Annotated in this window: 12 protein-coding genes; 10 read left to right on the forward strand and 2 right to left on the reverse strand. The window is 70.7% G+C overall.

Going from position 1 to position 12867, the window contains the following annotated elements:
* Positions 1-21 precede the first annotated feature (21 nt).
* From ABZT04_RS21490 to ABZT04_RS21535, 10 genes are all read left to right on the forward strand, one after another.
* Positions 22-885 carry an FCD domain-containing protein gene (locus ABZT04_RS21490; protein ID WP_356058384.1) on the forward strand — a complete coding sequence of 288 codons (864 nt, stop codon included), beginning with the start codon at positions 22-24 and terminating at the stop codon, positions 883-885.
* Between the two features lie 82 nt (positions 886-967).
* A complete protein-coding gene (locus tag ABZT04_RS21495) occupies positions 968-1768 on the forward strand; it encodes an enoyl-CoA hydratase/isomerase family protein (protein ID WP_356058386.1) in 801 nt (266 codons plus the stop codon).
* 2 nt (positions 1769-1770) lie between these two features.
* Positions 1771-2742 carry an acyl-CoA dehydrogenase family protein gene (locus ABZT04_RS21500; RefSeq protein ID WP_356058388.1) on the forward strand — a complete coding sequence of 324 codons (972 nt, stop codon included), beginning with the start codon at positions 1771-1773 and terminating at the stop codon, positions 2740-2742.
* Positions 2739-3878: an acyl-CoA dehydrogenase family protein gene (locus ABZT04_RS21505; RefSeq protein WP_356058390.1), complete on the forward strand. Its 1140-nt coding sequence runs from the start codon at positions 2739-2741 to the stop codon at positions 3876-3878. The genes ABZT04_RS21500 and ABZT04_RS21505 overlap by 4 nt, the downstream gene beginning before the upstream one ends.
* Before the next feature lie 15 nt (positions 3879-3893).
* Complete coding sequence (locus ABZT04_RS21510) at positions 3894-5477, forward strand: FadD3 family acyl-CoA ligase (RefSeq protein ID WP_356058391.1); 1584 nt, start codon at positions 3894-3896, stop codon at positions 5475-5477.
* Position 5478: 1 nt separating this feature from the next.
* Positions 5479-6675, forward strand: a complete 1197-nt coding sequence (locus ABZT04_RS21515) for a CaiB/BaiF CoA-transferase family protein (RefSeq protein WP_356058393.1) — start codon at positions 5479-5481, stop codon at positions 6673-6675.
* Positions 6672-7493 (forward strand): enoyl-CoA hydratase-related protein, encoded by an 822-nt coding sequence (locus ABZT04_RS21520; RefSeq protein WP_356058395.1) that lies wholly within the window; start codon positions 6672-6674, stop codon positions 7491-7493. Before ABZT04_RS21515 ends, ABZT04_RS21520 begins: the two co-directional genes overlap by 4 nt.
* Positions 7493-8632: a thiolase family protein gene (locus ABZT04_RS21525; protein WP_356058396.1), complete on the forward strand. Its 1140-nt coding sequence runs from the start codon at positions 7493-7495 to the stop codon at positions 8630-8632. Before ABZT04_RS21520 ends, ABZT04_RS21525 begins: the two co-directional genes overlap by 1 nt.
* 11 nt (positions 8633-8643) lie before the next feature.
* Complete coding sequence (locus ABZT04_RS21530) at positions 8644-9792, forward strand: acyl-CoA dehydrogenase family protein (RefSeq protein ID WP_356058398.1); 1149 nt, start codon at positions 8644-8646, stop codon at positions 9790-9792.
* 46 nt (positions 9793-9838) lie between these two features.
* Positions 9839-10564, forward strand: a complete 726-nt coding sequence (locus ABZT04_RS21535) for an SDR family oxidoreductase (protein WP_356058560.1) — start codon at positions 9839-9841, stop codon at positions 10562-10564.
* 1 nt (position 10565) lies between these two features.
* Here ABZT04_RS21535 and ABZT04_RS21540 read toward each other — a convergent pair whose 3' ends face one another.
* A complete protein-coding gene (locus ABZT04_RS21540) occupies positions 10566-11816 on the reverse strand; it encodes an amidohydrolase family protein (protein ID WP_356058400.1) in 1251 nt (416 codons plus the stop codon).
* Entirely contained in the window at positions 11810-12859 is a 1050-nt protein-coding gene (locus ABZT04_RS21545; protein ID WP_356058401.1) for a CoA transferase, read from the reverse strand. Before ABZT04_RS21545 ends, ABZT04_RS21540 begins: the two co-directional genes overlap by 7 nt.
* Positions 12860-12867: the final 8 nt, after the last annotated feature.

The following is a 12867-nucleotide window of genomic DNA, read 5'->3' on the forward strand; positions in this document are numbered from 1 at the left end:
GCGGCGCGTGTGCTGTGTTGAATGGTTCAGCCAAAGAGGCCGACGAGCGCGATGAGCGCGGCCTGCGACGAGAGGCCTGAACCTGTGCAGAGCGCCGAGCACCCTTCCCGCACCGTCCGGGGACGCGCCGGAGCCGGAGAGCCCCGGCCGCGCTTCGGCACGCTCACCGTCCCCAAGGCGTCGGACGTGCTGGCGGCGGAGGTGCGCGAGCGGATCCTCTCCGGGGAGTTCACCGAGGGCATGGCGCTGCCGCCGGAACGGCAGCTCGTCGAGCAGACGGGGCTGAGCCGGGCGACGGTGCGCGAGGCGCTGCGCATCCTGGAGGTCGAACGGCTCCTGGAGATCAGGCCGGGGCGCGGGGGCGGGGCCTTCGTGCACCGGCCGGGCCGTGAATCGCTCGCCGACACCGTGCGGTTGGTGATCCGGGGACAGCGGATCCGCCTGGAGGACCTGCACGAGACCCGGGAGGCGATCGAGCCGGCGTGCGCGGCGCTCGCGGCCCGGCGACGGACGGACGCCGACCTCGCGGAACTCGACGACGCCCACGCGGACCTCGTCGCGGCGGGCGAGGACATCCAGCGCTTCCTGCGCGCCAACATCCACTGGCACAACGCGGTGGCGCGGGCCGGCGAGAACGAGCTTCTCATCGGGTTCATGAGCGCTCTCTCGCAGTCGATCCACGCGGCCACCAACATCGAGCAGTTCATGGACGCGGACATCCGCAAGCTCACCGCCCGCGCCCACGCCCGGATCACCGAGGCGATCCGGGATCGCGACAGCGAGGCGGCGATGCGCCGTATGACACGGCATGTGTGCGGCTTCGCCCGGGCCGCGGCAGAGGTGGACCGGCGCGACGGCGTGGAACTCACCGATCCGGAGAACTGAGCGAAACGATCGCGAGAATGTGATTCTCTTCTTGGTGCAACCCCATTGACAGTTTCGGTCTGACCTTTAATACCATCGCGGTATGAGCAAGGTGAGTCCCGTGCTGACCGTGGCCGCCGACGGAGACGTCCGCATCGTCACCCTGAACCGCCCCGACCGGCTGAACGGCGTGTCCGAGGAACTGCACCGACGGCTGTCCGAGGTCTGGCGCGAGCTGGCGGACGACACGAAGGCGCGAGCCGTCGTCCTCACCGGCGCGGGCCGGGCGTTCAGCGCCGGCGGCGACTTCGACCATCTCCTGCGCCACCACACCGATCCGGAACTGCGGGAGCGGTCCATCCGGCTCGACCGCACCATCCAGACCGAGATGATCCGCTTCCCGCTGCCGGTGATCGCCGCCGTCAACGGCCCGGCGGTGGGCCTGGGTTGCAGCCTCGCCCTGGCCTGCGACCTCGTGCTGATGGCCGAGGACGCCTACTTCGCCGACCCGCACATCTCGGTCGGCCTGGTGGCGGGCGACGGCGGAGTCACCCTGTGGCCGCTGCTCACAAGCCTGCTCCGGGTCAAGGAGTACCTCTTCACCGGGGATCGCATCCCCGCCCCCAAGGCGGTCGAACTGGGCCTCGCCAACCGCACGGTCCCGCCCGACGACCTCATGTGCGAGGCGGTCGCCCTGGCCCACCGGCTCGCGGCCCAGCCCGCCGAAGCCCTCCGCGCCACCAAGCTGGCCCTCGCCGCCGTGGTCGAGCAGGTCTCGCGCGGCGGCATGGAGGCGGCCCTGATGGCCGAGCGGGCCACGATGACCAGCCCCGACCACATCCGCATCATCACCGAGCTCGCGACCCGCGCCGAGCGGCGCGCGAACCCCCCTGAGGAGCGCTGAGCGTGGAGCGCGAGGAGTTCGTCCTGGTCCGTGACATGGTGCGCGCACTGGCGACCCGGTACGGTGTGGCCTCGGCGGACGAGATCAAACCGTCGACCCGGACAGCCGCCCAACAGGCCCTGGAAGAACTGGGTTTGAGGGATCTGCGGCGCTCGTCTCCTCCGGCGGCGACCGCGCAGGAGTGCGCGCTGCTCGCGGAGGAACACGGTCGCCGACCACTCACCACGTCCCTGCTCGGTACGGTCCTGCTCGCCCCGGAGCTGCTCCGGCTGCTCGGCACCGACACCTCGTCCACGACACCCACCGTCGCGCTCACTCGTGAACTCCGTTTCCCCGGACTGACGCCGACCGAACTCGTCGCCTGGGACAGCGAGGGAGCCGACAGCGCGCTCTGCGTCGCCGCCGAAGGGACCGTCACCCGGGTCGAGTTGGGCCCGGCGGCACCGAGCACAGACCTCGTGCGCTCGCTGCGCGCGGTGCCCTCGGATGCTCCTGTGGAGGCCGTGGGCCGTCTCACCGCACCGGACCACCTCCGTTGGCAGGCCTACACGTTGGTTGTCGTGACCGCCGAACTCGTGGGCGCAGCAGGCTCGTTGGTGGAGCAGGCGGTTGAATACGCCCGGGTCCGCCACCAGTACGGACAGGCCATCGGCTCCTTCCAGGCCGTACAGCATCTCCTCGCGGACGCGACGGTCCTGGTGGAGGCGTGCACGAGTGTCACGCGCTATGCGGCCTGGTGCCTCGACAACGAACCCCCGCAGCGGGCACTGGCGGCGGCACGTGCCGCCAAGGCCGAGGTCAACTCCTCGGCGCTGGAGGCCATTTACGCCGGGATGCAGGTCTTCGGCGGTATCGCCCAGACGTGGGAGCACGTCGCGCATCTGTATCTGCGCAAGGTGCGGCTGGGCGCGACGCTGCTCGTCACGACGGCCGACCTGCTGCCCGCGCTGGCCGTACCGGAGGCGACGCGATGACCGACACTCCGCTGGACTTCGGCGACCCGGCTGATCTGGACCGGCTGCGGCGGGAGTTTCGTGCCTGGCTGGCCGAACACCCTCTCCCCGAGCGGCAGTCGGGCGAACCGCTGCCGGTCTTCCTCCACCGCTGGCACCGGCTGCTGCACTCGGGTGGCTGGGTCGGCCTCGACGTCCCCGAGCGCTACGGCGGCCGGGGCCTGACCGCCCTGCACCAGGTCGCGGTCAGCGATGAACTGGGCGCCTGCCGGGCCCCGGGGGTCCCCCGGATCGGCTATCTCGCCCACGCGCTCCTGGAGTTCGGCTCGGAGGAACAGCGGCTGCGGTTCCTGCCGCGGATGTTGGCCGGTGACGAGGTGTGGTGCCAGGGCTTCAGCGAGCCCGGCGCCGGTTCCGACCTGGCGGGCATGAGTACCTTCGCCGGGCGGCACGACGGCCACTACACGGTGCGCGGTCAGAAGCTCTGGACCAGCTACGCCCAGTACTCCGGCCGGTGTCTGCTGCTGGCCCGCACGGACCGCTCGGCACCGGCCCACAAATCGATCTCGGCGTTCGTTCTACCCCTGGACCGCCCTGGCGTGACGGTACGGCCGCTGCGCGCGGCCAACGGCGACGACGAGTTCTGCGAGCTGTTCCTGGACGACGTCCGCATCGAGGAGTCCGAGCGCGTCGGCGCCGAGGGCGTCGGCTGGGCGCTGGCGATGACGACGGTGTCGTACGAACGCAACGCCCTGGACACCGGGCACATCTCGAAGTACGGGCTGCTCGTCGAGCGGCTGCGGCGCCACGCCGCCGAGCGGGCCGGCAGTCTGCCCGACGGTCTGGTGTCCCGGATCGGCCGATGTGTCGTGGACTACGAGGTCCTCGTGGCGCATGCCCGCCGCCGTACCGCCGAGCGTCTCGCCGGGCAGGTCGCGGGACCGGAGTCGTCCGTGGACAAACTGCTGATGACGAGGACCGAACAGCGTCTCTACGACACGGCACTTGAGGTCTTCCCCGTCGAACTCGTCGAGGAGGGCGGCGAGTTGTTCGGGGACTACCTCTACTCCCGTGCGGCCTCCGTCTACGGCGGCACCTCGCAGATCCAGCGGAACATCATCGCCAAGCGGATCCTGCGTCTCCCCTCGAACGGCTAGCCCTGGAGCCAACTGATGCGCTACGACGACGAATTCCTGAGCATCCCCCACGTCATCAGGCTGGCCTCCAGGCGCTTCGGGGACGCCACGGCACTCATCGACGGGGACCGCCGGTGGACGTTCCGGGAGCTGGAGCAGCGGATGGTCGACGCGGTCCGCGCGACCGTCGCACTCGGCGTCAAGCCGGGGGACCGGGTCGGGCTGTGCGCCCCCAACTCGGCGGAGTGGATCTTCGCCGCGCTGGGCATCCACGGTGCCGGGGGCATCCTGGTTCCGCTCAACACGCGCTTCAAGGCACAGGAGATCTCTTACATCCTGCGGAAGTCGGAGGCGGCGGCCGTATTCGCCTCGCCCTTCCTCGGCAACGACTACATCGGCGAACTCCGCAAGGCCGATCCGGGCCTGCCGGCCCTGCAGAAGACGGTGTCCGTGCTCGGTCCGCAAGGGGCGGCCGAGCTGGCGTGGAACGACTTTCTCGGTGCGGGAGAGGGCGTTCCCGCGTCCGTGGCCCATGAGTCGGTCGACCGGTTGACGCCGGACGACGTGTCCGACGTGATGTTCACGTCCGGCACGACCGGCCACCCGAAGGGCGTGATGCTCACGCACGGCCAGTCCCTGCGCGCGTACGGGTGGATGGCCGAGGAGTACACCTTCGAGGCCTCCGACACCTTTCTGGTGATCCCGCCCTTCTTCCACTGCTTCGGCTACAAGGCGGGGTGGCTGGCCTCCCTCATGCACGGAGTCACCGTCATTCCCATGCCCGTCTTCGACGCCGGGCGGGCGCTGGATCTCATCGCCCGGGAGCGGGTGAGCATTCTCCTCGGACCGCCGACCATCTTCCACGACCTGGTCAACCATCCGGACCGGGCCGACCACGACCTGTCGTCGCTGCGGGTGTCCATGACGGGCGGCACCACGATCCCGGAATCACTGATCCGCGCCATGAAGACGGAGTTGTCGTTCGACATCGTGATGAGCGCCTACGGCCTGACCGAGTCGACGGCGCTGGTGACCACGACCCGGCTCGGGGACTCCGAGGAGACGGTCGCGCGCACGACCGGAAGTGCCATTCCCGGTGTCCAGGTCCGGATCGTCGCCCCCGACGGTCTCGACGTCCCGATCGGCCTCGACGGTGAGATCCTCGTGCGCGGCTTCAACGTCACCCGCGGCTACTGGGACGACCCGGAGGCCACCGCGGCGACGATCGACGCCGGGGGCTGGCTGCACACCGGGGACATCGGACGGCTCGACGACGACAGCAATCTCGCCATCGTCGACCGCAAGAAGGAGATGTACATCGTGGGCGGCTTCAACGCCTATCCGGCGGAGATAGAGAAGCTGCTTCTCGGCTGTGAGCACGTCCATCAGGTCGCTGTGATCGGCGTTCCCGACGAACGGCTCGGCGAGGTCGGCTGTGCCTTCGTCGTCCCGGACCCGCAGCACCCGCCGACCGAGGCGGAGGTCATCGCCTGGGCCCGCGAGAACATGGCGAACTTCAAGGTCCCCCGGCACGTCCGCTTCGTCGACCAACTCCCGCGCAACGCGAGCCAGAAGGTGCTGAAGGACGAACTCCGCGCCGGCTTCAAGGCTGCGGGCTGACATGACGAGCACCGGGCCGCTGGCCGGAATCACCGTGGTGGCGTTGGAGCAGGCGATCTCCGCCCCCATGTGCACCCGCACGCTCGGCGACTTCGGCGCCCGGGTGATCAAGGTGGAGAACCCGCAGGGCGGCGACTTCGCCCGCCACTACGACGACGTGGTCAAGGGGCTGGGGGCGCACTTCGTGTGGGTCAACCGGGGCAAGGAGTCGGTGGCCCTGGACCTGAAGTCACCCGGCGGCATGGGTGTCCTGCACCGCCTGCTGGAGCGCGCCGACGTCCTCGTCTCCAACCTCACCCCCGGCACCACCGCCAAACTCGCCATCTCCCCCGAGGACTTGAGGACCCGTCACCCCGACCTGCTGGCCGTCGAGATCGACGGCTACGGCCCGGGCGGCCCCCTCTCCCACAAGCGTGCCTACGACCTCCTGGTGCAGGCCGAGTCGGGCGCCTGCGCGGTGACCGGCCACCCCGGAGCGCCGGCCAAGCCGGGGCCGCCGATGGCCGACGTGTGCAGCGGCCTCTACGCCGCCCTGTCGGTCGTCGCGCTGCTGTGCGGCAAGGAGCGCGGAGTCGGGCCGGGCATGTCGTCCGTCGCGGTGAGCCTGTTCGACACGATGACGGAGCTGATGGGATATCCGCTCACCTACACCCAGCACTCCGGTGTCGAACAGCAGCCGCTCGGCCTGAGCTCCCCCGCCGTGGCACCGTACGGCGCCCACCGCACCACCGACGGCCACACCGTGATCCTCGGCACCACGAACGACCGTGAATGGCAGCGCCTGGCACGGGAGTTGCTCCACCGCCCCGACCTCGCGGACGACCCGCGGTTCCGAAGCAACGCCGGGCGGGTGGAACACCGTGCCCTGCTGGAGCCGGAGATCAGCGCCTGGTGCGCACGGCACGACCTCGCCGAGGTGCAGGACCGCGCGGACGCGGCCGGGATCGGCAACTCCCGCTACAACACGACCAGCGACGTCGTCGCCCACCCCCATCTGCGGGCCCGCGACCGGTGGCGCGAGATCGACACACCGTCCGGTCCGGTCCCGGCGCTGCTGCCGCCCCCGGTCATCGCCGGATACGACCCTCCGATGGGCGCGATTCCCGCTCTCGGCCAGCACACCGACGCCGTACTCGCCGAACTCGGCCTCACCGCCGAGGAGATCACCATTCTCCGGACGCAGGGAGCGGTGCGATGAGCGAGCAGCCGGTGCTCCTCACGAGCGACGCCGGCGGTGTCCGGACCCTGACGCTGAACCGGCCGTGGCGCAAGAACGCGATCGATGCCGAGCTGTGGGAGGCCCTGCGCGCGGCGCTCTCCGCGGCGGGCAGTGACCGTACGGTGCGTGCGCTGGTCCTGACCGGTGCGGGCGGCGCGTTCTGCTCCGGGGCCGACATCCGCAAGGGCGTCAGCGACGAGCATCCCCTGTACCGGATGCGGACCTTGACCGAGGTCACGCTGCTCCTGCACGAGCTGCCGATCCCCACCATCGCCAAGGTGAACGGGGTGGCGGTCGGCGCGGGCTGGAACATCGCCCTGGGCTGCGACTTCGTCGTGGCCACCCCGGAGAGCACGTTCTCGCAGATCTTCGCGCGCCGCGCCCTGTCCATGGACTGCGGCGGCTCGTGGCTGCTGCCCAAGCTGGTGGGGTTGCAGCAGGCGAAACGGCTCGTGCTGCTGGCCGAGACGATCGACGCCGAGGAGGCCCGCGACCTGAACCTGGTGACCTGGGTCGTGGACACCGACAAGATCGACGCCTTCGTGGACGACCTCGCCGCCCGGTTGGTGGCCGGAGCACCGGTCGCCCTCGCGCAGAACAAGGCACTCCTCAACGAGAACGCCGATCGCACCCTGCGCGAGGCCCTTTCCGGTGAGGCGCGGGCCCAGGCCATGAACTTCGCCACGGCGGACGTCCCGGAGGCGTACGCCGCGTTCACGGAGCGGCGCCCGGCGCACTACACGGGGCGCTGGGCCGTGCCGAGGACACCAGCGCCCCAGGCAACGGAGGACACGTGATGCGTGAGGCAGTGGTGGTGGAGGCGGTCCGCACGGCCGTCGGCAAACGGAACGGCGGACTGGCCGGCGTGCACGCCGCCGACCTCTCCGCCCTCGTCCTGCACGCGCTCGTGGACCGCACCGGCCTGGATCCCGAAGTCGTCGACGACGTGATGTGGGGCTGCGTGGGCCAGTTGGGCGACCAGTCCAGCAACATCGGCCGCTACGCCGTCCTGGCCGCGGGCTGGCCGGAGACCATCCCGGGGACCACGGTGAACCGGGCCTGCGGATCGAGCCAGCAGGCGCTGGACTTCGCCGCCCAGGCGGTGATGTCCGGTCAGCAGGATGTCGTGGTGGCTGGCGGCGTCGAGGTGATGAGCCGGGTCCCCCTCGGCGCCTCGCGGGCCGGCGGGATGCCGTACGGCCCCCAAGTCCTCGCCCGTTACGAGGACTTCTCCTTCAACCAGGGTGTCTCCGCCGAGCTGATCGCGCAGAAGTGGGGACTGGGCCGGGCTCTCCTCGACGACTTTGCCACGCTGTCGCACGAACGGGCGGCGACCGCACAGGACGGCGGGGCGTTCGAGGCACAGATCGTGCCGGTGACCACCGACACGAGCACGGTGACAGCGGACGAAGGCATACGGCGAGGCACCAGCATGGACACGCTCGCCCGACTGACACCGTCCTTCCAGGAGGACGGCGTGATCCACGCGGGCAACTCCTCCCAGATCTCCGACGGCGCGGCGGCCCTGCTGGTGACGACCCCGGAGAAGGCCCGCCAGCTGGGCCTGACACCGATCGTGCGCTACCGCGCGGGTGCAGTCACCGGTTCCGATCCCGTCCTCATGCTGACCGGACCGATCCCGGCGACCGAGAAGGTGCTCCGCAAGGCAGGCATCGGCCTCTCGGAGGTGGGCGTCTTCGAGGTCAACGAAGCCTTCGCGCCGATCCCGCTCGCCTGGCTGGCCGAGACCGGTGCGGACCCGGCGCTGCTCAACCCCCTCGGCGGCGCCATCGCGCTCGGGCATCCGCTCGGCGCGTCGGGCGCCGTCCTGATGACCCGCATGATCCACCACATGCGGGACCACCAAATCCGCTACGGCCTCCAGACGATGTGCGAGGGCGGCGGCACCGCCAACGCCACCGAACTCGCTTCCTGACAGGGGATGTTGTGCGCCGAGACGTCTTCACCGACGACCACGTGGCGTTCCGCCGGCTCGCGCGGGACTTCATCGGCAAGGAGGTGGTCCCCCACTACGCCGAGTGGGAGGAGGCCGGCCGGCTCCCCCGCTCGTTCTTCGAACAGCTCGGCTCCCTGGGCCTGTTGAGCACGGCCGTCCCCGAGGAGCACGGCGGAGCGGGCCTCGACGACTACCGCTACAACGTCGTCCTCCAGGAGGAAGCGGCCCGCACCCTGGTGACGTTGGGCACGGTACGCACCCAACTCGACGTCGTCCTGCCGTACTTCCTCACCTACGCCGACGCGGAGCAGCGCGCCCGCTGGTTCCCCGGTCTGGCCTCCGGGAAGCTGCTGACCGCCATCGCGATGACCGAACCGGGCACGGGGTCCGATCTCGCCGGGATCCGTACGACCGCCGTCCGCGTCGGGGACTCGTATGTCCTCAACGGCGCGAAGACCTTCATCACCGGCGGTCTGCTCGCCGATCTGGTGATCGTCGTGGCCCGTACGTCGACCGACCCGGACAACCGGCGCGCCGGCCTCACCCTGCTGGTCGTCGAGGACGGTATGCCCGGCTTCACGCGTGGCCGGGTGCTGCACAAGCTGGGCATCAAGGTGCAGGACACGGTGGAGTTGGCCTTCGACGACGTGCGGGTCCCGGTCGCCAACCGGCTCGGTGAGGAAGGTGCCGCGTTCGGCTATCTCGGCCGCAATCTGCCGCAGGAGCGGATGACCGTGGCGGTCGGCTCGGTCGCTCAGGCCCGTGCGGCACTGGACACGACGATCGCGTACGTCAAGGAGCGCAAGGCGTTCGGTAAGACGGTCGCCTCGTTCCAGAACACCAAGTTCGAACTCGCCGCGGTGGCCGCCGAGATCGAGGCCGCGCAGGCGATGCTCGACCGGGCGGTGCTCGAACTCGTCGCCGGCGAACTGAGCGGACCGGACGCCGCGAAGGTCAAACTCTTCTGCACCGAGATGCAGGCCCGGACGGTCGATCGCTGTCTGCAACTGTTCGGCGGTTACGGCTACATGCTGGAATACCCCATCGCCCGGCTCTACGCGGACGCACGCATCACCCGCATCTACGCCGGGACCAGCGAGGTCATGAAGGTCATCATCGCCAAGTCCCTCGGATTGTGAGGCGGTTACGGTGCCGGACTTCTCCAGCAGACCAGGTGTCGCGTTCGTGGCGGGCGGCTCGGGCGGTATCGGGGCGGCGGTCGTCCGGCTCCTCGCCGAGCGGGGCAGCGACATCACCTTCACCTACCGGTCCAACCAGGAGGCGGCGGACGCACTCGCCGCCGAGGTCACGAAACTCGGCCGTCAAGTGCGGTCGATCCGGCTCGACTTGGGCGACGAGGCGGCCACCGCCGAGGCCGTGTCCGGCACGGGACGGGGCATCCACACCCTGGTCTACGCCGCGGGCCCGCACGTACCGATGAGGCATCTGAGCCGGGTGACGCCGAGCGAGTACCGCACCCAACTCGAAGGCGACGCCATGGCGTTCTTCAACCTCGTGCACCCCGCGCTGCCGTTGCTGCGGGAGAGCCGGGGCAACATCGTCGCCGTGACAACCATCGCCACCCGCCGCTTCCCGATACGGGACGGCCTGTCCTCGGGCGCCAAGGGCGCGGTCGAGGCGGTCGCCCGAGCCCTCGCCGCCGAGGAGGGCCGCTACGGCGTCCGCGTCAACTGCGTGGCGCCCGGCATGCTCAACGACGGCATCGCGGGCCGTCTGATCAGCTCCGGCGAACTGGACGAGGCCGCCCTCGCCGTCACCCGGCGCAATATTCCGCTGCGCCGCTTCGGCGACGCCACGGACATCGCGGAGGCGGTCGCGTTCCTCGCCTCCGACCGGGCCGGGTTCATCACCGGGCAGGCGTTGGGCGTCGACGGCGGGTACAGCGTGTAGGTCACGCGGGGGTGATGGGTAGGCCCGACACGTATGCGGCACGCACCAGTTCGCCGGACAGGGTGCGGAGGGCCTCACGCAGCGGTACGTGGAGCAGGCACAGGTCCGCGACCGCACCGACCGTCAACCGCCTGGTTCGGGCGGGGTGTTGGGGTTCACCGGTGAACAGTCTTAGCGCCGCCCCGGGTTGGAGCTGTTCGCCGTCGTCCCGCCGCGTCGCCGCCCGCATGACCGCCCAGGGGTCCGCGGTCCCGTACGGCGCGTCGGTGCCGGCGGCAAGCGGGATGCCGGCCTCGGTCAGGGTCCGGCAGCGGTAGAGGTGCGGGCGGTCGTCGGCGTCCACGTCGGTGGCGTAGGCCTCGCCCCGCTCGACCGGGAAGTGCGGCTGCGTCACGACGGTCACACCGAGCCGGCGCAGCCACGGGATCGTCTCGGCCGGGATCACCGAGCCGTGCTCGATCCGGTCGCCGTCGACCGGGCCCACTTCGTCCAGGGCAAGCAGAGTCACCAGCAACTGCACCCGGGTCACACAGTGCACGGCGACCGGCCTTGGTCTGATCTCCCCTATGACACGGGCGAGTTGGGCAGGGGTGGGGAGTGTCGGATCGTCGAGCATCAGCTTCACCGGCTCGTCGACGCCCATCACCAGGAGGCGTTGCGGAAGGGCCGACAGCATCTGGGTGAGCCCGCTCGCCGGGTGCGGATCGGCATTGGTGAACCCGGTGACGCCGAGCGCCGCCGCCCGCCGCCCCACTCCTTCCAGATCCAGCCGTACGGGCGGCACGAACCCGCGCAGCCGCTCGTCCTCGCGCCAGAAGCGTCCGTCGCCCTCCAGCCCGGCCGCCCGGAGCGCGGCGCTGTTCCAGACCCAGAGCGCACCGGTGCGATGCTGCACCCGCACGGGCCGGTCGGGCGCGAGGGAGTCGAGCTCCCATCGGTCCAACTCCCCCGCGACGCTCTCGTGGTAGCCGACGGCCCGCACCCACTCCCCCGCCGGCCCACTCATCAGGGCCGCCGCGAGTGCCGTACGGTCGCGCACCTCCGCCGGCCCGACGCGCACGGAGGCGGTTTCGGCGGCGAGCGCCGCGAGGTGGACGTGGTGGTCGTGCAGGCCCGGCAGGAGCGCACCGCCCCGGCCGTCGACGTCTCCCGGTCCCGGCAGCCCCGGCCCGATCTCTGCGATCCGTCCATTCTCGATCCGTACGTCCACCATCGGTCCGTGGCCCTCGACGTCCACGTTTCTGATCAGCACGGTGGGTGGACCCGGGTTCCGGCCCGCGCGAGTGTCGCGGCGCAGGCCGCCATGGAGACGGAGAGCAGCACTCCGCCGCCCTCGGCCAGGGAACGAGCCACGGCGTGCGCGGCGAAGACGCCGGTGACGGGGTCGGCGAGCGCGTCGCCGAGAAAGACGGGAGCGCCGTTCCGGTCGACGCCGGTCAGACCGCCGGCCACGGCAGCGTCGTCTCCGAAGGCGATACGGTCGCTCTCGCGTCCATAGCCGGTGATGGAGACCCACACCCGCCCGGGCCGGGCGGCGAGGAACTCCTCGGCGCGGAGGCCCAGTCGGCGCAGGGCGCGTGGCCGTGACGCCTCGATGACGACGTCGGCCTCGGCGACGATCTCGTCGAGCGCGCCGGGGGCGAAGTCCACGACGAGGTTGTCGTGCCCGTCGTGCAGCCAGCGGTAGAAGGCGGGGTTTCCGAAGCGAGCGCCGTCGGGTCGCGTCACGCTCTCCACCTTCGTCACCCGCGCGCCCGCCACCCCGAGCAGTCGCGCGCACAGGGGTCCCGCCCATAGCGCGGAGAAGTCGACGATCCGGGTCCCCGCCATCTTGCGGATACGCCGTTCTCCCCATCGCGAGGCTTGCACCGCAGGTCGTGCGTCCTGGGCCGATCCCGGTACCGCGGCGGCGATGCCGAGCAGTTGCGCGGCCTCGGCCACTTCGGCGGCTGCGACCCGACGTGCCGCCGTACGCAGGCCGTCGGGTCCGTCGGGTCCGTCGGGTTCGTTGGGCGAGCCAAGGAGCGCCAGCAGTGTGGGTACGGCGGCGAGGTCGTCGGGGCGTGCGAGGTTCACTGCGGCCCAGCCGTCGGCGGCGTGGAGGAGGTGGCAGGAGCCGTTGGCGGATGTCCGTCCGGGGCGTTCCAGTCCGGCGAGTCGGGCCCGCAGGAACAGAGCACTCGGCAGATCGACCGGCACAGCGGACAGGTCGGTGAACGAACGGGCAACCTCGGCGAGAGGGGCGAGGTACGGCTCGACGGAGGCCATCCAGGGTTGGAGAGCATGATTCTCCACAGGTCGAA

This window comes from Streptomyces sp. NPDC005492, assembly GCF_040605995.1.
GTDB lineage: Bacteria > Actinomycetota > Actinomycetes > Streptomycetales > Streptomycetaceae > Streptomyces.

Coding starts and splice junctions, on each gene's coding strand:
- ABZT04_RS21490 (WP_356058384.1), top strand. CDS start 22: ATGGTTCAGCCAAAGAGGCCGACGAGCGCGATGAGCGCGGCCTGCGAC.
- ABZT04_RS21495 (WP_356058386.1), top strand. CDS start 968: ATGAGCAAGGTGAGTCCCGTGCTGACCGTGGCCGCCGACGGAGACGTC.
- ABZT04_RS21505 (WP_356058390.1), top strand. CDS start 2,739: ATGACCGACACTCCGCTGGACTTCGGCGACCCGGCTGATCTGGACCGG.
- ABZT04_RS21510 (WP_356058391.1), top strand. CDS start 3,894: ATGCGCTACGACGACGAATTCCTGAGCATCCCCCACGTCATCAGGCTG.
- ABZT04_RS21515 (WP_356058393.1), top strand. CDS start 5,479: ATGACGAGCACCGGGCCGCTGGCCGGAATCACCGTGGTGGCGTTGGAG.
- ABZT04_RS21520 (WP_356058395.1), top strand. CDS start 6,672: ATGAGCGAGCAGCCGGTGCTCCTCACGAGCGACGCCGGCGGTGTCCGG.
- ABZT04_RS21525 (WP_356058396.1), top strand. CDS start 7,493: ATGCGTGAGGCAGTGGTGGTGGAGGCGGTCCGCACGGCCGTCGGCAAA.